15 protein-coding genes, 6 tRNA genes, 3 other RNA genes and 3 pseudogenes are annotated in these 20085 nt (G+C 39.8%); 5 read left to right on the forward strand and 22 right to left on the reverse strand.

The window, feature by feature from the left end:
• Nucleotides 1-95: 95 nt before the first annotated feature.
• From ArsFIN_RS13135 to nifJ, 3 genes are all read left to right on the forward strand, one after another.
• On the forward strand, nucleotides 96-533 hold the full coding sequence (locus ArsFIN_RS13135) for a universal stress protein (protein ID WP_026823867.1): 438 nt from the start codon (nucleotides 96-98) through the stop codon (nucleotides 531-533).
• A gap of 165 nt (nucleotides 534-698) precedes the next feature.
• On the forward strand, nucleotides 699-1250 hold the full coding sequence (locus ArsFIN_RS13140; protein ID WP_026823866.1) for an NADPH-dependent FMN reductase: 552 nt from the start codon (nucleotides 699-701) through the stop codon (nucleotides 1248-1250).
• A 255-nt stretch (nucleotides 1251-1505) separates the two neighbouring features.
• Entirely contained in the window at nucleotides 1506-5048 is a 3543-nt protein-coding gene (nifJ, locus tag ArsFIN_RS13145; protein ID WP_246067228.1) for a pyruvate:ferredoxin (flavodoxin) oxidoreductase, read from the forward strand.
• 109 nt (nucleotides 5049-5157) lie between these two features.
• Here nifJ and lysM read toward each other — a convergent pair whose 3' ends face one another.
• The 14 genes and pseudogenes from lysM to ArsFIN_RS13205 all read right to left on the reverse strand — a co-directional run bounded on the left by lysM (nucleotide 5158) and on the right by ArsFIN_RS13205 (nucleotide 10133).
• A complete protein-coding gene (gene lysM, locus ArsFIN_RS13150; RefSeq protein WP_026823864.1) occupies nucleotides 5158-5598 on the reverse strand; it encodes a peptidoglycan-binding protein LysM in 441 nt (146 codons plus the stop codon).
• Nucleotides 5599-5741: 143 nt separating this feature from the next.
• A complete protein-coding gene (gene istB, locus ArsFIN_RS13155; protein ID WP_135677409.1) occupies nucleotides 5742-6503 on the reverse strand; it encodes an IS21-like element helper ATPase IstB in 762 nt (253 codons plus the stop codon).
• Complete coding sequence (locus ArsFIN_RS26445) at nucleotides 6490-6654, reverse strand: RNA methyltransferase (protein ID WP_167876695.1); 165 nt, start codon at nucleotides 6652-6654, stop codon at nucleotides 6490-6492. The genes istB and ArsFIN_RS26445 overlap by 14 nt, the downstream gene beginning before the upstream one ends.
• 14 nt (nucleotides 6655-6668) lie before the next feature.
• Nucleotides 6669-7824: pseudogene (locus tag ArsFIN_RS13160) on the reverse strand (IS3 family transposase).
• 43 nt (nucleotides 7825-7867) lie between these two features.
• A complete protein-coding gene (istA, locus tag ArsFIN_RS13165; RefSeq protein WP_210409076.1) occupies nucleotides 7868-8599 on the reverse strand; it encodes an IS21 family transposase in 732 nt (243 codons plus the stop codon).
• A gap of 33 nt (nucleotides 8600-8632) precedes the next feature.
• On the reverse strand, nucleotides 8633-8785 hold the full coding sequence (locus tag ArsFIN_RS26990) for a helix-turn-helix domain-containing protein (RefSeq protein ID WP_210409077.1): 153 nt from the start codon (nucleotides 8783-8785) through the stop codon (nucleotides 8633-8635).
• A 236-nt stretch (nucleotides 8786-9021) separates the two neighbouring features.
• A non-coding RNA gene (locus ArsFIN_RS13170) (RtT sRNA) lies at nucleotides 9022-9149 on the reverse strand.
• Between the two features lie 41 nt (nucleotides 9150-9190).
• A non-coding RNA gene (locus tag ArsFIN_RS13175) (RtT sRNA) lies at nucleotides 9191-9318 on the reverse strand.
• 41 nt (nucleotides 9319-9359) lie between these two features.
• A non-coding RNA gene (locus tag ArsFIN_RS13180) (RtT sRNA) lies at nucleotides 9360-9487 on the reverse strand.
• A 41-nt stretch (nucleotides 9488-9528) separates the two neighbouring features.
• A tRNA-Lys gene (locus ArsFIN_RS13185) sits at nucleotides 9529-9604 on the reverse strand.
• 86 nt (nucleotides 9605-9690) lie between these two features.
• Nucleotides 9691-9766: transfer RNA gene (locus ArsFIN_RS13190), tRNA-Lys, on the reverse strand.
• Between the two features lie 61 nt (nucleotides 9767-9827).
• Nucleotides 9828-9903, reverse strand: a tRNA-Val gene (locus ArsFIN_RS13195).
• A gap of 52 nt (nucleotides 9904-9955) precedes the next feature.
• Nucleotides 9956-10031, reverse strand: a tRNA-Val gene (locus ArsFIN_RS13200).
• Nucleotides 10032-10057: 26 nt separating this feature from the next.
• Nucleotides 10058-10133: transfer RNA gene (locus ArsFIN_RS13205), tRNA-Val, on the reverse strand.
• Nucleotides 10134-10440: 307 nt separating this feature from the next.
• Between ArsFIN_RS13205 and gltX the strand changes: the two genes are divergently transcribed.
• Together gltX and ArsFIN_RS13215 are read left to right on the forward strand one after the other, a co-directional pair.
• Nucleotides 10441-11862, forward strand: a complete 1422-nt coding sequence (gltX, locus tag ArsFIN_RS13210) for a glutamate--tRNA ligase (RefSeq protein WP_026824311.1) — start codon at nucleotides 10441-10443, stop codon at nucleotides 11860-11862.
• A gap of 160 nt (nucleotides 11863-12022) precedes the next feature.
• Nucleotides 12023-12098: transfer RNA gene (locus ArsFIN_RS13215), tRNA-Ala, on the forward strand.
• A gap of 54 nt (nucleotides 12099-12152) precedes the next feature.
• Here ArsFIN_RS13215 and ArsFIN_RS13220 read toward each other — a convergent pair.
• The 8 genes and pseudogenes from ArsFIN_RS13220 to ArsFIN_RS13265 all read right to left on the reverse strand — a co-directional run bounded on the left by ArsFIN_RS13220 (nucleotide 12153) and on the right by ArsFIN_RS13265 (nucleotide 20016).
• Nucleotides 12153-13178, reverse strand: a complete 1026-nt coding sequence (locus ArsFIN_RS13220) for a tyrosine-type recombinase/integrase (protein ID WP_026824312.1) — start codon at nucleotides 13176-13178, stop codon at nucleotides 12153-12155.
• Nucleotides 13179-13282: 104 nt separating this feature from the next.
• A pseudogene (locus tag ArsFIN_RS28865) lies at nucleotides 13283-13384 on the reverse strand (helix-turn-helix domain-containing protein); the annotation flags it as partial.
• A gap of 568 nt (nucleotides 13385-13952) precedes the next feature.
• Nucleotides 13953-14388: pseudogene (locus ArsFIN_RS29150) on the reverse strand (phage tail fiber protein).
• A gap of 1007 nt (nucleotides 14389-15395) precedes the next feature.
• Nucleotides 15396-16037, reverse strand: coding sequence for a hypothetical protein (locus tag ArsFIN_RS13245; protein ID WP_135677825.1), 642 nt, complete (start codon nucleotides 16035-16037; stop codon nucleotides 15396-15398).
• Nucleotides 16038-16056: 19 nt separating this feature from the next.
• Complete coding sequence (locus tag ArsFIN_RS13250) at nucleotides 16057-16353, reverse strand: hypothetical protein (protein ID WP_135677826.1); 297 nt, start codon at nucleotides 16351-16353, stop codon at nucleotides 16057-16059.
• A gap of 4 nt (nucleotides 16354-16357) precedes the next feature.
• Nucleotides 16358-19078 (reverse strand): phage tail tip protein J-related protein, encoded by a 2721-nt coding sequence (locus ArsFIN_RS13255; protein WP_246067231.1) that lies wholly within the window; start codon nucleotides 19076-19078, stop codon nucleotides 16358-16360.
• Complete coding sequence (locus ArsFIN_RS13260) at nucleotides 19063-19410, reverse strand: DUF6950 family protein (protein WP_246067232.1); 348 nt, start codon at nucleotides 19408-19410, stop codon at nucleotides 19063-19065. The genes ArsFIN_RS13255 and ArsFIN_RS13260 overlap by 16 nt, the downstream gene beginning before the upstream one ends.
• Before the next feature lie 69 nt (nucleotides 19411-19479).
• Complete coding sequence (locus ArsFIN_RS13265) at nucleotides 19480-20016, reverse strand: Ail/Lom family outer membrane beta-barrel protein (RefSeq protein ID WP_135677590.1); 537 nt, start codon at nucleotides 20014-20016, stop codon at nucleotides 19480-19482.
• Nucleotides 20017-20085: the final 69 nt, after the last annotated feature.

Consider the following 20085-nt stretch of genomic DNA (forward strand, 5'->3'; position numbering starts at 1 on the left):
GACGGTTAACGGCTATTGTTGATAGATATTTATTATTTGATGATAAAATAATAACGTCTGAAATTTTGTTAAATTATGCCAAGACAGGAGACAATATGTACCAAACTATTTTAGTTCCGATTGATCTGTCTGAAGACACCTTAACGCAAAAAGTTGTTCCGCATATTAATGCGCTAAGCCAAACTGATGATCCTGATTTCTATTTTATCTCTGCAATTTATGCGCCTTCTTTTTTCATTGCTAGTAAAATTGTCTATTCCAAACAGCCAATTCGCGATGACGATGAAATTGTACAGCAAGCTCTACATTCCCTACAAAGTATGACAAAAAAATTTGCTATACCAGAAGAAAAAGTACACTGCTTAATTAAAGCAGAACCACCAAGAGACGCTATTTTAGAAATTGCCGATGAAGTTAACGCTGATTTGATTGTTATTGCCTCTCGCCGGCCTAACTTTAAAACCCATTTATTAGGTTCAACTGCCGCCGCAGTAGTAAATTACGCTAAAATCCCAGTTTTAGTGATTAGATAAATACAGTTATGCGGGAATAATCATCCCGCCTTGCTGGCAATATTACTAATTAATTATTATTCTTATTTTAAGAGGAATCATCCATTGGTAAATATGATTAAATCAGATAATTAATTTTTGCCAAATCTATTACTTGCTTGGCGTTGAATAAGTGAAAGGTGATATATGAAAGAATACAAAGTCGTTATCATCGTGGGTAGCTTACGCAAAGGTTCATATAATAAAAAACTGGCTAACGAATTAATCAAACTAGCTCATCCACAGATACAATTTTTTTTCGCCGAAATAGGAAAACTGCCTCTCTATAATCAAGATGATGATGAACAACCAAGTAAAGTGGTGCTGGATTTTAAGCAACAAATTGCCGATGCTGATGGTGTTATTTTTGTTACCGCAGAATATAATCGTTCTATTCCTGGCGTATTAAAAAATGCTCTCGATCAAGGTTCTCGACCTTATGGAAAAAATGTGTGGGCACAAAAACCAGCTGGGGTTATCGGAACTTCACCTGGCGCCATGGGAAGTGCACTATCACAACAACATTTAAGAAATGTGTTAACTTTTCTGGATATGCCAATACTCAATCAACCAGAAGCTTTTATTCAATGGAATGAGAATATTATAGACAAGCAAGGTAATTTGCTGGAAAGAACGAAGGTTTTCTTGCAAAAGTGGCTGGATGCTTATAGCCATTTTCTAAAAAAACAACTCAATTAATTAAATCAATATTCTAAAGTTGAAGGCGAGTCGATTGCAAAAGTCGCCTTTACTACTTCAGCAATAACAACAAGTTACTAACTAAAAATCAAAATTGATCACTTAATATAAAATAATCTATCATTTTAATAACTTAAACATCTTATTTCTCTTTTATTTAAATTCAATTCCCCACGATATTGATAAATTTTACTTGCTTATTTTGCTAATTTCTTTGGCTAATAAACTATTATCAAAAATCAAAAGGCCATTTTTGTGAGTAACTTAACTTGTTCTTATATAACAACGGATGCAAATTCTGCCGTTGCTTCTGTTGCATATCGACTCAATGAAATTATCGCCATTTATCCTATCACGCCTAGTTCCAGTATGGCTGAACAAGCAGATATATGGGCAGCAAATAATCGAAAAAATATTTGGCAAGACATACCTAAAATAATTGAGATGCAATCCGAAGCCGGTGCCATCGCGACAGTGCATGGTGCTTTGCAAACCGGCGCACTGGCTACCTCATTTACCTCATCTCAGGGATTATTATTGATGATCCCAACCCTTTATAAACTCGCCGGCCAATTACAGCCTTTTGTCTTACATGTCGCCGCCCGAACTGTCGCCACCCATGCATTATCTATTTTTGGCGATCACTCCGATGTGATGGCCGTACGTCAGACAGGTTGTGCTATGCTATGTGCTAATCATGTGCAACAAGCCCAGGATTTTGCCGTTATTGCCCAAATAGCCGCACTGAATAGTCGATTGCCTTTTATCCATTTTTTCGATGGCTTTCGTACTTCTCATGAAATCAACAAAATTCAGTCAATCTCCGATAATGTACTGCAAAAATTAATACCTGACCAAGCAATAAGAGAACATCGACAACGTGCTTTGTCACCAGAGGCACCCACTATCCGAGGAACCGCTGCTAATCCAGACACCTATTTTCAAGCGCGCGAAGCGATTAATCCTTGGTATTTTCAAGCTTACCAGCATGTCTTGGATGCCATGCAGACCTTTGGTAATATCACCGGGCGTTACTACCAACCGTTTGAATATTATGGCCATCCTGATGCTGAGCAAATTATCATTTTGATGGGATCAGCGGCTGGGCCTTGTGAAGAGGTTATTGATCAACAGCTGACACAAAATGAAAAAGTCGGCATGGTAAAAGTGCATCTTTTTCGCCCTTTTTCTGCCCAACATTTTCTTAAAGTAGTACCATTAGCAGTAAAATCGATTGCGGTACTTGATCGAACAAAGGAACCGGGGGCGCAAGCAGAACCGTTGTTCCTGGATATTATGACAGCGTTAGCGGAGTCTTTTAGCCAGGGCCTACGTGATAAGTTACCTAATGTTATCTCGGGTCGCTATGGTTTATCTTCAAAAGAGTTTGATCCTGACTGTGTGATCACTATTTTTCATCAACTTAAACTGGCTAAACCCAAAACGCGTTTTACTATTGGCATTCACGATGATGTCACCGGACTGTCTTTACCGATTATTAAAGCAACACTCCCCACTACCCACAAATTAGCGGCCCTATTTTATGGCTTAGGTAGTGATGGTTCAGTATCCGCAACGAAAAATACGATTAAACTTATTGGCAACCATACCCCTTTATTTCCACAAGGATACTTCGTTTACGACTCTAAAAAAGCTGGCGGGCTAACGGTTTCACATTTACGTATTAACCACCAGCCTTTCTATTCGTCCTATCTTATTAAGCAGGCGGATTTTATCGGCTGTCATCAGTGGCAATTTATCCACAAATATCAGTTAATTGAAAAATTAAAACCCGGTGGTATTTTTTTAATCAATAGTCCTTATAAATCTGATCAAATCTGGCATCATCTGCCGCAAGAAATACAATATTTGTTACGACAAAAACAGGCACAATGCTATACCATTAATGCTTATCAAATTGCCCGACAATGCCAATTGGGTGGCCGTATTAATACCATTATGCAAACGGCTTTTTTCTATTTGACCCAATTATTGCCTATGTCTGAAGCTAAACAGCAATTAAAAGAGGCTATAAGCCAAAGTTATCGCAAAAAAGGGGCTAATGTTGTTGAAAATAACCTTAACGCAATTGATCTTACCATTAAGGCAATAGAAAAAATTGATTTACAGCAGATTGATATCACCAGTCTTTGCCGGAGCGCGACAGTAGCGCATGATGCCCCTGATTTTGTAAAAAACGTTACCGCAAAAATGCTCGCAGATTTAGGTGATACCCTTCCCGTGTCAGTATTTCCTCCCGATGGTTGCTGGCCAACAGGCACGACAAAATGGGAAAAACGCAATATCGCCGAAACGATCCCTATTTGGCTACCAGATCTTTGTACCCAATGCAATTATTGTGTGGCCGCTTGTCCTCATGCTGCCATTCGTGCAAAAGTCACTTCTGCCGAAATACTGAAGGCTGCGCCAGCTAGCTTACCCTCTTTAGCCGTTAAATCTCGAGATATGCGAGGACTCAATTATGTACTCCAAGTTGCGCCAGAAGATTGTACCGGTTGCAATCTTTGTTATGAAGTTTGTCCGGCGAAAGATCGGCAAAATCCACAAATCCGCGCGATTAATATGCAACCACGTGTCGAACATCTAATAGCGGAAAAAATAAATTTTAACTTTTTCCTGCAAATTCCCGATATTGCCCCACATCAACTAGCACGTATAGATATTCGGACTTCACAATTAATTACCCCCTTATTTGAATATTCAGGAGCTTGTGCTTGTTGTGGTGAAACCCCTTATATTAAGTTACTGACTCAGTTATATGGTGACAGACTACTGATTGCCAATGCCACTGGCTGTTCATCTATTTACGGTGGTAATCTCCCGACTACCCCCTATAGCAAGAATAGTGAGGGGCGAGGACCAGCTTGGGCAAATTCACTATTTGAAGATAATGCAGAGTTTGGTCTGGGATTTCGTTTAACTTTAGAGCAGCATAAAAAAAGAGTCTCTCGTCTGCTAAATGACTTCGCTGAACAATTACCGAGCACACTTATTAATCAACTACAGGATGATTCTTTATCAATTGAGTTAAAGCGTCAATTAATTAATCAGTTACAATCATTGCTGACTAAAATCAATAGCGCTGAAGCCCAACAACTAAGCACCGATGCTCACTATTTGATTGATAAATCAGTATGGATCATTGGGGGTGATGGTTGTGCCTACGATATTGGTTATGGTGGCTTGGATCATGTGCTCAATAGTGATGAAAATATCAATGTTTTGGTACTAGATACACAATGCTATTCCAACACCGGTGGCCAACAATCAAAAGCGCCCCCTATTGGTGCAGTGACTAAATTTGGTGAAAATGGCAAACAAAAAAGCCGTAAAGATCTGGGAATTACCATGATGATGTATGGACATGTATATGTGGCACAAATCGCTATTGGCGCCCAAATGAACCAGACTGTTAAGGCTATTCAGGAAGCCGCCCGCTATTCAGGACCATCACTGGTTATTGCTTACAGTCCTTGTGAAGAACATGGTTATGATCTTGCCTATAGTCATGATCAAACCAAACAGCTAACAGCAGCTGGATTTTGGCCGTTATACCGTTTTGATCCACAACGTAGTCAGGCGGGAAAACCGGCGTTGATACTTGATTCAAGAGCACCGACAGCATCGCTGAAGGATATCTTACAAAAAGAGCAGCGCTTTTCTCAGTTAACCAGACAGTTACCTGAACAAGCAGAAATACTGGCAAAACAAGCAGAGATAGCGGCACATAGACGCTACACTCTGCTTGAATTACTGGCTAAACAAGATACTCACTAAGATCGCATAGATCGCCATCTGCTGATTAAAAAAACAGCATTAAGCAATAAAGCCGCTAAACTGATAAGCGGCTTTATTAACATTAATTGATGCTCAATGATTATCCTATTTACCGTTTAGGGATAATTAATACCTGTCCAGGATAAATTTTATTCGGATCTTTTAACATTGGCTTATTTGCTTCAAAGATTTGCTGATATAGATTGGCATCCCCATAAACTTTTTTCGCAATAGCACTCAAGGTATCACCGGCTACTACTGTGTAATGCTGAACATCAACACTACCACCTGCGATATGATCTTCAACTTTTTCAACACCGGCAACATTGCCTAGCGCAACTAAAATCTTATTTTTCATATCAGCAACAATGCCTTCACCCGAAACGGTGACTTTGCCATTATCATCAACATTAACATTGACCTGATCCGCTCCTTTGATCCCTAATGAATCAAGATGTTCTTTCAGTTTTTTTTCTTTATCATCTTTAGTCGCCGCAGCAGGATCCCAGAGTTTGTCGCCCGCGCTTTTTAAAAAATCAAATAATCCCATATAACCTCCATCACTTAGTTTTGAGGAAATAAATCTAAGTCTCAAGCTATTAGATAATAAATCAAGCGCTCTAAGTGTCAACGATCACCGAAAACTGATCCACTTTTTATCTAAATCCGATCAATCAAAATTGATCCACTGTTTTACTCAGTTATTGCTCCTGAGCGCCGCTTATCTTTCAATCGGTAGCTTTCACCGCTTAATTGCAGTACATGCGAATGATGAAGTAAACGATCAAGCATAGCGGCAGTTAATGTTGCGTCATCAGCAAAAGCACTTGGCCATTGCCCAAATGATAGGTTACTCGTCAATATGACACTGCCATGCTCATAACGCTTGGCAATCACATTGAAAAACAGGTTTGCTTCTTCTCGCCCAAACGGCAGGTATCCAATCTCATCGATAATCAACAACTTCGGGGCCATCACCGAACGTGATAGATATTGTTTGAGCTTATTTTGTCGTTTGGCAGTTGAGAGTTGCAACATCAGTTCAGCTGCCGTGGTAAAGCGGGTTTTCTTCTTGGCCTGTACTGCTTTTAATCCTAACCCAATAGCTAAATGCGTTTTGCCTACACCGCTTGGGCCAAGCAACACGACATTTTCATTACGTTCAATAAACGTTAATGCGCTTAATTCCTGTATGTGTTGTTTGGGGATCCCCGTTGCAAACTTAAAATCGAACGTATTAAGTTCTTTATGTGCTGGGAATCCTGCCATCCGACTCAAAAGATTACGAGTTCGTTCATCTCGTTGTTGTTGCTCACATTTTAACAGGGACAGTAAAAACTCTCCGTAGCTTTTGTCTTGGGCAATGCATTTTTCGGCAAGTGATGACCAATGAGTCGGAATAGAATTTAATTTCAATGACTCACACAGGTGTTCAATTTGTTCATGCAATAACATGTTCACCTCCCAGTAATGCTTCGTATACGCTGATTGAGTGTTGCAAACTGACAGATTCAAGGGGCGGTACGATAGGGATATTAAGCGTATTAGTCTGTGGGATAGATTGGCAAACCCTTGCTGGTAAGGGTAGAAGTGTAATGGTCAACAAATTCTGTAGAAGATCTAAGCGGCATTTTTTAGTTCATGATATTTTTGATGTGGCGTTAAATAACCAATCGTTGAATGGCGTCGATAATAATTGTAAAACTGAATATAATTTTCAACTTCACAGACAACAGATTGATGATTCATAAACGATAAACGGTTAAGTCTTTCTGTCTTTAAACTCCTAAAAAATCTTTCCATCACGGCATTATCGAGGCAATTACCTCGCCGACTCATGCTTTGAGTTATTTTCCGTTCAAAGAGGTGCGCCCTAAACTCCTCCGATGAATATTGGCAACCTTGATCTGAATGGAACATCAAACTTGTCGTATCCGGGAATTGCCGTTCAATTGCGTTATCTAAGGCTTCTTTCACTAATTTCGAATCCGGTTTTGTTGATAAGGCATAACCAATAATTTCTTTGGTGGCTAAATCCAACACACAGGCTAAATAGCTCCACCCATAGTGATGTCTAATATACGTGATATCCCCGACATAATAGTGATTATGCTGTTCAGGGGAAAATTGTCGTTTAAGCAAATTAGGGGCATATCGATGTTCGTTACCCGATGAGTGATAGTAGTGCTTTTTCGTTGGTCTAATTGCAACTAATTGATTTAATTTCATGATGTTCGATATTTTATAAGTGCCAATTTGGTGCCCTAAACCCTTTAACTCGGCTTGAATACGTCTTTTGCCATAAATTTGACCCGATGTATAAAAAATACGTTTGATTTCGCCACACAGTCTTTCATTTTCAACTGTCGGTATTTTCGTTTCATAATAAAAACTACTGCTGCTTACTTCAAAAAGATGGCATAACTCAGTGACCGTAAAATTGGGGTACATGATTTTCAGTTGCTTCACGATTTTGAGTTTTGATTGTCGAGGATGAAGTAAGCCGCGGCTTTTTTTAATATGTCATTATCCCTCTGAGCACGCTTAAGTTGAACTTCTAATTCTTGTATGCGCTGTTGCTCGGGTGTTAACGCTTTTGATTTTACAGGCGTATTCCCATTTAACTCGGCAAGATATTGTTGCTTCCATCGTGATACGGCAGATTTACCACCGGATATTTTTCAACTTGGATATTGCTATATCCACCTTCAACCATGAGTTTTGCATATTCCAGTTTTTGCTTTCCGCTAAAGGTTACTTTTACTTTTCGGGTCATATTTATACCTATAAGATTTTGCTTAATTATAAGCTATAAATCTCTACAGTTTTATTAGACCACTACAAAGAGACTTAACTTCCTTAGCTAATCTATCTGCTGGCTTCTCTAACGTTGTTCCATGAATTCGCTGATGGGCAACGCGTTGTAACCATGGACCCACTTTTGCATTAGCTATTTCAATATCCAGTTCAAGATTATGAGCACGAAGGTCGGTGTTTAATGGCACGATAAAGCTGTTTTTTAAATAGTGGTTAAAGCGCTCTACTTTCCCTTTCGTTTTTGCCCTGTAGGGCTTGCAAGCCTTCAATTTAAACCCGTAATCTTTCGACATTTGAAGCATTTCGACATGTAATTTATGCTCACCTTCTGCATAAGCATCCCGTTCGATGATGAGGGATTTTGCGTTATCACACAATACTTCCTGTGGTACACCACCAAAGTAGTCGAAAGCTTCTCTTAAACCTTGCTGCCACGATTCTGCTCGTTCATTATCAAAGAACTTTACATAACTCGCACGCGAATAGCCTAGCGTTGCAACAAACGCTTTCAGCGATTTTTTACCTCGCCGGATGCTGGTGAAGTCGATTTGCATTTGTTGACCTGGCTGTGTTTCAAAACGGACGACTACTTCGGGAACAATGCTTGGTTTAAATTGACAAACAAATCGGCGTAATTGAGCAATACCACCTTGATAGCCGTTTTCAACTACCTCATCAAATAAGACTGTTGCAGGGATCCAATCAGGTTTAGCCAGTTCAATTCGCTGAAGCAAATAAGGTTTAAAGGGGGATAATTTAGTCGGTTGTTAACTTCTTTTAGCATAAGTTGGCATTGTCTGTTGTTGTAAATGATGTTTTACGGTGTTACGGGATATACCCAACTCACTGGCAATTTTTCGAAGGCTTTGTCCTTGTGCAAAGCGAACATGAATATCCACAAATATCTCCTTGGTTAACATAAATTATCCGTACAAAAATGTGCGAATAATACCAAGTGGATCAGTTTTAGATGATCGTTAGTGGATCAGTTTTGCATGATCGGTGACACTCTAACTTACAAGCTATCCCACTTACTCTATTTTTATCTAATAGTTTTTCAAGTAAATAAATATATCTCTATGTTAATGATTGTAGAATGATTTGCGTAATTTCGCCAAAGTTAGGTAGGAAATCATCGTTGATGAGAGCATATCGATGGTGGGTCGTACAGGATTACTCGGCCTATGGCCTCGCCCTGCGGGTCGTTGTGCTTTGCACAACGCTGTCTCGCTACGCTCGGCTCGAACCTACACAGCTTCTCATCCTGTACTCTCATTGCAATATATTATTTTAGTGGCTTTAGAAAGTATGAAGAGATCTTTAGATGGTGGGTCGTACAGGATTACTCGGCCTACGGCCTCGCCCTGCGGGTCGTTGTGCTTTGCACAACGCTGTCTCGCTACGCTCGGCTCGAACCTACACAGCTTCTCATCCTGTACTCTCATTGCAATATATTATTTTAGTGGCTTTAGAAAGTATGAAGAAATCTTTAGATGGTGGGTCGTACAGGATTACTCGGCCTACGGCCTCGCCCTGCGGGTCGTTGTGCTTTGCACAACGCTGTCTCGCTACGCTCGGCTCGAACCTACACAGCTTCTCATCCTGTACTCTTATTGCAATATATTATTTTAGTGGCTTTAGAAAGTATAAAGAGATCTTTAGATGGTGGGTCGTACAGGATTCGAACCTGTGACCAATTGATTAAAAGTCAACTGCTCTACCGACTGAGCTAACGACCCATCTGATGAAACTGGATTATGTTGATCTTGATTATGCTTAGTGAATAGCAAAGAAGATAAACAAAAATCTTATCTGATACTATTAATGGTGGGTCGTACAGGATTCGAACCTGTGACCAATTGATTAAAAGTCAACTGCTCTACCGACTGAGCTAACGACCCTATTAATAGCAAAACATATTATAAATAACTTAAACAAATAATGCTGTATTTCTGACCTGAATGGTGGGCGATACCAGATTCGAACTGATGACCCCCTCCTTGTAAGGGAGATGCTCTACCAACTGAGCTAATCGCCCATTCATAACAAACAGACAACACTTTTACTTAAGCATGATTCTTAATTATGATTGGTGGGCGATACCAGATTCGAACTGATGACCCCCTCCTTGTAAGGGAGATGCTCTACCAACTGAGCTAATCGCCCAATCATAATAAAATCATCACAACAATTGGTGGGCGATACCAGATTCGAACTGATGACCCCCTCCTTGTAAGGGAGATGCTCTACCAACTGAGCTAATCGCCCGTCGTGATGGAGGTGCATTATAGGGATAGTTCTGCATGAGTCAACGGTTTTTCAAAGGAAAATATTCGTTCGTTGCAAAATTAAGCAAGATGCACCTAATATTATCGACGCAAAATAATATTTATTTAAACTTATTTAGTCTAGATCCTATCAGGAAAAATTAAGCATTTTTACTGCTAAATTAGCAAAATAAAGTATGAATATCGTGCTAATAGCATTGAGGAATTAAGTTGCAGTGATAAAATAACGGATTGTAAATTTATCACTGACTAGATTTGATATAAAAAAGGTCATTAAGGCAATCCTAATGAATAAAATAAAAACCCGTTTTGCACCAAGTCCAACTGGTTATCTTCACGTCGGCGGCGCTCGTACTGCACTCTATTCATGGCTATATAGTCGACATAATAACGGCGAGTTTGTCTTACGTATTGAAGACACCGATCTTGAGCGTTCAACACAAGTTGCCATTGACGCCATAATGGATGGAATGAACTGGTTAAGTTTAAATTGGGATGAAGGTCCTTACTACCAAACTAAACGCTTCGACCGTTATCATGCTGTTATCGATCAAATGCTTAGCGCCGGGACAGCTTATCGCTGTTATTGTTCTAAAACACGGCTAGACAATTTACGTGAAGAGCAAATGGCTAGAGGCGAAAAACCTCGTTATGATGGCTGCTGCCGCGATCATGCTCATAATCATACACCGAATGAGCCTCACGTAGTGCGCTTTCGTAACCCCCAAGAAGGCGCTGTGATTTTTGAAGACCAAATCCGTGGCCCTATTGAATTTAGTAATCTTGAGCTTGATGATCTTATTATACGCCGTACCGATGGCTCTCCTACCTATAATTTCTGTGTTGTTATTGATGACTGGGATATGAAAATCACTCATGTGATCCGTGGTGAAGATCATATTAATAATACTCCACGGCAAATTAATATATTAAAAGCCCTTGGCGCGCCAATACCTGTATATGCGCATGTTTCAATGATCTTAGGTGATGATGGTAAAAAATTATCTAAACGTCATGGGGCAGTTAGTGTTATGCAATACCGCGATGACGGTTATCTACCCGAAGCCTTATTAAATTATCTGGTGCGTCTCGGATGGTCCCATGGCGATCAAGAAATTTTTAGCCGTGATGAAATGATCAGTTATTTTTCTCTAGATGCGATTAGCAAATCCGCCAGTGCCTTTAATACCGACAAATTATTATGGCTTAATCATCATTATATCAATTCACTACCTGCCGAATATGTTGCGACTCATTTAGCATGGCACATTGAGCAGCAAGCTATTGATACCCAAATAGGGCCAAGCTTAGCAGATTTAGTCAAGCTTCTCGGTGAACGCTGTAAGACCTTAAAAGAAATAGCCGCATCATGTCACTATTTTTATCAGGATTTTGCTGAGTTCGACGCCGAGGCAGCGAAAAAGCATCTACGCCCAATAGCGTACTTACCTTTAGAAACTGTTCGGGCAAAATTGGCAACGATTAGCAATTGGACATGTGGAAATGTCCATCAGGCAATTGAATCAACGGCGGCAGAACTTGAAATTGGGATGGGAAAAGTGGGTATGCCACTACGGGTTGCCGTGACAGGAACAGGCCAATCACCGAGTGTTGATGCCACTGTACATGCTATTGGCCAGACTCGTTCATTAAAACGCATTGATAATGCTTTGCTTTATATTAAAGAGCGTGAAAATAGCGCTAATTAATGGAATTAAATTAGCTCAAAGGCACATTATTATTGTGCCTTTTTTCTTTATACCCGACTTTATGACCATTTTTTCAACGGTTAAACGCTATTTTCATATTAATCGATTGACAGTTTTATTCAGCTTGCATATCATGCGCTCGCCTAACAGGCTTTGGTTAGGGGCTATAGCTCAGCTGGGAGAGCGCTTGCATGGCATGCAAGAGGTCAGCGGTTCGATCCCGCTTAGCTCCACCAAATTTTTAATGTTATTCAATAAGATAAGAGGCCAAAAGTAGGCCTCATATTTTTTTAACTCTTATTCTGTGTCAAATCTGTGCCACTAGTAACGATGCGTTCAGCGTGTTGCTGCAAAAATTGTGTTGAAAGGTGTGCATATTTACGTACGGTGTCTGCCTTGCTCCAGCCTCCCAGCTCTTGTAAAACGTATAGTGGGGTTCCTGCCATTATGTGGCGAGTTGCCCATGTGTGACGCAGGTCATGAAAATGAAAATCGCCCAGCCCTGCTCGATAAACTGCTTTTCGCCATCCTTTAGCACCTGCGTTTTTTATTCTATTCCCTTGATAAGTAAAAACATACTCTCTGTGATGTCCTTGCTGTTCCCGTATTATTGTTAAAGCAGCTTGATTCAGAGGAATGCCAATAGCTTGGTTTGTTTTTGATTCATCTGCATGAATCCAAGCTTGGCGTCTATTGATATCAACCTGTGACCACTTTAAATTTGTAATATTGGACATACGTAACCCTGTATTCAAAGCAAAGTTAACAATAGGCTTCAGATGCTCCGGTAGTTCTACCATTAAACGTTTTTCTTCATATTCTGTTAACCAACGTATTCTTCGGGTTGGTTCTTTCAACAATTTAATCGGCGGTATTTTATCTAATAATCCATGCTCATATGCACATTTAAGCACAACTCTAATTTGTTGTAACACTGCATTTACAGTGCGATTTTTTACTCCTGAGATTTGTTTTGTTTTTTTGATTTCATCAATTAAATATTTGTTAATGTCAATGAGCTTGGTTTTGCCTAGGTATTGATCTAGCCATCTAAGTCCGTATAACATATTACGATTTTCTTTACGCTCAGGTTTTTCATTAAGCCACAAAAGCACTGCTTCTTGCCATGTATGAAAACTTACATCTCCTAATTTTTCATTTCGCCAATAGCTATTATATTCTAGCGCTGCTAATTCTTTAGCTTCTTGCTGATTGGTAGTTTTAGCAGACTTGCGTATTCGTTGCTTGTTTGGCGTTGTGAAGGAGTACCACCAAATTTCCCCGCGCTTGTATGTTGAAACGATTTGCTTTGACATATATGATCACCTATATATTGATCTGTTTTACAAGACGTGTTTTTTTGGTTCAGGATAAAAGTATCAATTTCATTTCTGCTAAAGCGCCATTCACCAAAAATCTTGTATGCTGGTATTTTTCCATTTACGGCTTTATCTCTAATCGTTTTTTCGGAGACCTTTAATTTTTCACTTGTCTCCTTTACAGTCAGAAATATATCCTCCATATTAAACCTCTCTTCTACTGAAAATACTTACCGACAGCATTTTTTATCGCCTCTAATAAAATGTTTTGCCTTTTGCTTTGCACCGATTCAAGTGTGTGATGGATGCCATAATGACCTCTGCTAAAATAAAGCCACTGCGCCGTTCCTCATGACAATGAGCAGTTGGTGAATTGTAGGAAGGGTGGGTTGTTGTGACGCAATAAAGGAGAGTTGGTCTGTTGCTACCAATCTATTTAATTTGCTATTCTTATGTCTCTGAATTAATGGGATATTATATTGATCTGCCTAATACGGGGGAAAAATAATGCATTTATAAGGACTGTTTCCTAAAATTGCTTTATCAACGTAGTAAAACTAGTTTTTTTGCAGCCATCGCTTAATCGAACGTTTAGACATTCCTAGCGATGTAAAACCGAAATCTCTACTTTGATCTCCAACGTAATCATCAGCAGTACCCTAAAACTGCCATTTTTACTCTGGATGGATTATTTTTGCACTGGTAGCGATAACAACAAACTAAGTTTAACAACTTCCCTCAACGCTGCTAATAGGATGCCCTGTGATGGGGCTATTCGTTTTGCGCTTGATGTTGATTCCAGATTGAATCAACGGGCATCTCTACCCTCACATCTAGCCATGTGGATGCGGGAATATCACATGGCTCACCATCGGTATAGTAAGTTGGACTTTTATCTATAATCTCTTTAATCCGCCAGTTCTGAAAATCTTCTGGTAAATGGGGTGTTGTCGGTGAAAAGTCTGAATTTCAATATTACCATCAGATAAAATTTTATCTTTGATATAAATAAGTTCTAATCCATTAATATCTTTAGGTACTGAAACACCTCCATTCACACCCCATGCACCGTCTGAGTTATAGCCCAATACTCTGGAAATCAAATATTTTCCTGTATCGAGTCGTTGAACAATCGCGCCTTCTGATTATCATTTGTTTCAAAATGCCCATCAGGATAAATTTTAATAATCGGTGAGGCTTTTTTGATAAAACCATTACCATCAACCGTTGTGTTATTTTCATTGCTTGCTTTTCTGTTTTCCTTAAATGGATACTGTTTTCCGCCAAAAAGAGAAGCTGTCCATTATTATTAGAACCTATTCGCAAAGTATTACCATTAGCTGCGATTAATTCTATATATCCATGAGTACTAGGAGACTTAACTACTAATTTAGGTGCGGTTATATCTGTAGGATTATTAGTTAAAGCCAGTGTGCCATTTTTATTTGATGGAATAGTGACAACGGCTTTATTGTTATTTTTAGCATCTCTATACACGAAATAGGCATCGCCAGGGGCAGTTTCGAGTAACAGTTTATTCCCATCACCTTTGATAAGGGTCAAGCTGGTATAATTACCGTTACTCTTTATATTTATCTGCCCAGCAGTGAATTTTTCCCAGGAATCTTTCTTGGCATAGAACTCGTCACAGGCTTTTTGGCTTATCACTTTGTCAGTTGCAGTACCTGTCTCTTGCAAAACACTATTTTTGTCAAATTTATTTCCAATATTTTTGCTTATTTTTTCAATAAGTTCTTGTAGCGCATTAATAGACTCTAATTTAACTGTTTTACCACTCGGCAACGTGATTTCAACGACACCGTTGTCCCCCATCCAGGTATCCATGTTTTGCAGGAAGTAAAGGATATAAGTGTTAGCTGCAACCAGTGCTCTTGCCGCATCACTATTATTATTTGGCTCAGTGAGATTAATGGTGTACGTTGTGTCGGTAGCTGAAAATGTTGCTTCTTCAGCAAGGACTAATTCCGTATCACTGTTAACTGTTAATATCATGTAAGGATAGTTAATATCGCCGTTTTTAATCAGCATTAACATGCCAGGTGATACTAACGGATTATTACTGTTCCATTTTGTGCCTGTGCCTTTGACAATAGAAGAGCCTGACACGACAGTTACGGTGCCATCTTTATAAATCATGTTTTTTCCTGAAATTTTGATATAGAAAATCGCAATTAAACGATCTCTATGAATTGGTTACTTCCATCTTGGATAAGCGTCAGGCGCATAAGCCATCACCGCACCAAAGTTATTATTGTACCCCCAACCTTTACAGCCAAAACTAGGACCGGTCCATTCTGTGATTGCGATAATGCCATCTTTTGAAACACTATAACCATTAACGAATGCCAATGCTTGATTATCAGGCTCATAAACGGCAGTAATATAGACTAAAGTCATTTGACCGAAATAGCCTGGTTTTGGAAATGGGCCGAAAACGATATCATCTATTTTTAAGGGTAGATGACTGGACGAATAAAATAATTCCTTTTTTTCGTTGTGAATTTTCAAAAAACCTTTGTCATTGCTGTCATTAGGTAGTTGGGGTCTATAAATATAAACATTTGTCGTATTGTGCGCGCGGATAGCAAATACATTTCCTTGCTTGATTGCCTCCGTATAGGTTGAATTTTCACCCTCCCTCCTCGCATTACGATGAAATACCAAATAGCTATTCAAAATGTTTGTTTGATTTACGCTATATCTTAAGTTTTTGAACTCTTGCACATTTTGATCTGGCGTACCTTCCCTGGAACAATCGATTAATCTTTCCAAGACATAAGTGACGGAAGTGAAAATCCCAAGTTCTGCACCATTTACTTTTATTACCGGTTTCATAAATTAACGTTAAATCAGTTTAAAACATGAATGATAGGTATCGTTGCACATCCAATACAAAATTCGTATAATTCCAGCTAACGATATTTCCATATATATGGACGTTCTCAATTGCGGGATATTGATTACCGGTATGGGCAATATCAATGCGAGGAACCGCAACTATTTTTCTGCCACCTTTAAGAAAACGCTGATCGAATTGAAAGCTGTTTTTTTTAAAATCAACTTCTTCTGAATGGATAACAAAGCCGAATGATTGAAGAATATTATCTATTTCTCCGCCATCATGATAAATATTAAATTTGGGGATTAGCATCTTATCACTCCAACGCAATTTCTATTCTAACCCGCCCCTTTTCGTCATAAAGACGTAATCCGGTGCCATCAAAGGTAAATCGACTATCTTTACTATTCGAGTTCATCTCAAAGCGATTGTTTTTAGCATCAAGGATGAATCCAGATTTTTCAGGTAGGTAGTTTTTGGATTGTATTTTGTCGATAACGACAACGCTATTGAGCCAAGCTTCATTAATGAACGCTTCATTAATAAAAACCTGTCCGTCTTGCAGATACATAAATAAATCCATTTTCCCGTTGCTAGGATTATAAAAAGCAAATTGTTGCGCATTAAACCCCATCACAGTGGTTACTTTTTCGTTTTTTAATTCCGCACCTATCACCATTCCTGCATCGTAAGAAACGCCATCATAAACAATCTTAACCAAGTTAGTGAAAGTTGCAGAAGCCTCGCCTTTTTTCATGTCATACTTAGCTTGTAGCGAATTCTGAGCGGCTGCCCATGACTTATCCGCTGTCGCTCTGACTTGATGGATAGACTCGGCTAAGGCTTTAGTCTCGGTTACCACATAATTGTCAACCCTGACGATTTTCGCCTTCATCTTGCCGTTTTGACGCATGAAGTACTGCGTATTGCCGTTGAGTCCCTTCGCGTTTTCCAGTATGGCCTCTGTGCTGCTATCTATTCCTTTCTTTAGCTGTTTAATGGCTTCCGTATCGTTAATTTTTTTGTCTATTTCATCAAGAATATCGCTCGCTACGCTATTTGGAAAACCTGATGCTTCAACAAACGCCGATTTACCGTAACTGTTTATCGTGCGAATATAGAAAAAATATTCATGACCAACTTTAAGATTTTCCTGTGTCCAACGTTGGCCCTGGCCGATTTTCTTTGCATTCGTGATAACTTCATTCTCAGACTTATCTTTCAGTTTTTTGTCGCTAAACCAGAATTCAAAGTTACTGCCATAGGCCGCTGAATCGGCAATTGTCGGCACGACCGTTAATGAAGACATACCCGGAGTAACAGACACGCTAACAGGGGAGGGCGGCGCTTCAATCGCAAAATCAAGAATAGTAGGCTGAGAAATTGCGCCAGCCGCGTCAACTGATCTGACTTCAGCACGGTAAGTGCCTCTCGGTAGCCCTGCAATATCAACCCGCTCTCCTGGAACCTGAATTGTCTGTATGACCTGACCATTTTCAATAACATTAACGGTGTTATACCGAACATCTGCTGCGGTGTTTTCCCAGCTCAAATAACCCTGTACAACATCGCCAATCGTCGTTGGCACAAAAGCCAGATTTATAGGTGGGGCGACTCCCCCTATGGGTAATTCAGTAAACGGCGGGGCTTTAGAAGGTTTACCGATAATATCTTCGTAAATATAAGCACCGTCTTCCTCTAACAGAATTTCTACGCCCTCTTGCGGGTGAAATTTCCACTCTGCTATACGAAATTCAGCATCCTTAATACCAAGACTGGGTAAGTTAAGCAAAACAACATCACCAGGCCGATAAGCATAACCATCCAGATTCATGGTAAGCTGAACCCTGCGACCCGCGCGCTTTTTGCGTAAATAAAGATTGGCTAAACGCTGTGCCTGATAAGGACTGGTGACAAAGCGATAATCGATATTTTCTTTAATTTCCAGCCCGTCTTCATCAACCCACTCCTGTACAATCACCGGCGGGAAATCTGTTTTGATATATTGTTGCTCAGCATCAATAAACGTACCGTATATCGCATTAGTCGCTTCGCGCAGGGACAATTCAGGGGTAATATTGACGGTATCAATGATTTGGTTGGCTTCAATACGCAAAGTAGCCGGTCCGTTATAAGACTGCATTAAAATGCCGTGCTTACCCGCGATATAAGTGGGTTCTGCCGCAATGCATTTGTGCATATTATCTAGCACTGAGGCGGGTGACTCGGATAAATCATAAGCACCGTTCAGGGTATAGCGGGGTTCAGTACCATCCGCCGTTTTAGTCGATTCATCACACAAGTCAGCCGCTACTTTAAACGCCGAAAAATCAATATCGGTATCCGGTACCTTTAAGTAACTACGATAGTAATCAAGAATAACCAGTGCCCCATTATTGCTCCATGTCGTTTTATGGGTTCTTGGATCAAAAATCTCTTTGCCCCAAATTTCAACTTTTATATTAGGGATACCTTGTGGGTACTTCTCATCATCATGGTAAAGGGTAAATCTTAACCATGCCAGCCCCCTGCCAATCATATCCTTTTTCCAGCTAGGCGCCTCTCTGAGTAAATAAGGATCGGCATCTTTCCTGTCGTTATGCAGTTCGTACTCAGCCGCTTTACCAAAAGAATCTATCAGATCATCATTAAACCAGATGCGACCAACACGACTGATTTTATGTCCGGCCAGTGCAATGGCCATATAGAGTATGTAATTTATTCCGCCTATAACTGGAATTTTAACTTTTTTAGTTTCAGCAAAAAAGAGTAATCCTGAACAGACTGTTTTACCCATGATGACAACTTCTGATGCGGACGCCGAACGTAATATTTGCTTACGTTCGGCTTGATCGCGCGCAGGATCAGGCGGCTTTTGTTGGAACAACAATGATCCCGCCGTTTGAACGGCAAGACCCGCCGCAATTAACCCCAATCCCAATCCACCGGTAGCAATTACACCCGCTATCATTAATCCGGCACCAATAATACCGGTAATCGAGTTTCCAACGCTGCCTGGCATTACGTCACCCTCCATGCCATCACGATTTTTTTATCAACCGGTCTTGCGCCATGGTCAGTAACTGCCCAGATTTTACCCGCCCAAATGACTCCCATGGTCAACCCCTCATCACCATCAAACATCACAATGTCCCCCCGTCCTGCTTCCCCATCCTGGAGCACATTGAAAAACCGCCCCCAGAAATACTGAAGTGTGCCAAATTCATTTTTCAATAGCCGAAATGCACTCGCTTTGCTGTTATAACGCCCCCGAACGGATGAACACGGATCAAAGTCACAAATAGCGATTACGCAGTCAGCCGTAAATAAACAGCAGTCATGCTCACCCCATGAAAAAGGGCGACTCATCGCCGCCCTTAAAGTTTGAGGTAATCTGGTTACCCAATTTTTATGTCGCATTTTGATATCAATTAAAATTTAGAACCGGAAACCTGCACCAAGCATCCAGGTGCCGACTTTAAAATCACCGAATCTGGTGTATTCATAAGAGGCATCAATGGCAATATTTTCCACTGGATTAAATTGCAAACCAACACCACCAACTAATCTGCTTTCAGAACCACTTTCGCTATCATTAAATGTTTTTACTTTCGCTTTACCATGTGCAATACCAATTAAGCCATACGCACTCATATATTCATTAAAACGATAAGCGGGCCCGACACTGAGTGAGTAGTAATCGATATCGACGGTTGAATAATCAGAAAAATAATAACCTTTATGCGTATAAGCAAATGAACCCATCACACCCCAGTTATCATTGAACTCATGACGGGCTTTAATATTGAAACCTTTTGCACTATCATTAAGGTCAAAATTTACATCACCAACACTGACCTTAATGTTACTTTGCGCATAACCCATTGATAGGGTATTATTTCCTTCCGCATTAGCGCTAAATGCGATAAATGTAAGAATAGAAGCTATCGATGATATCAATAATATTTTTTTCATTTTTTTCCTGCTATTACTAAAAATAAATGATTAAAACAAAGCAACATAATTTGCATTGCGTATCGCAAA

Origin of the sequence: Arsenophonus nasoniae (assembly GCF_004768525.1) — a bacterium.
Taxonomy (GTDB): domain Bacteria; phylum Pseudomonadota; class Gammaproteobacteria; order Enterobacterales; family Enterobacteriaceae; genus Arsenophonus; species Arsenophonus nasoniae.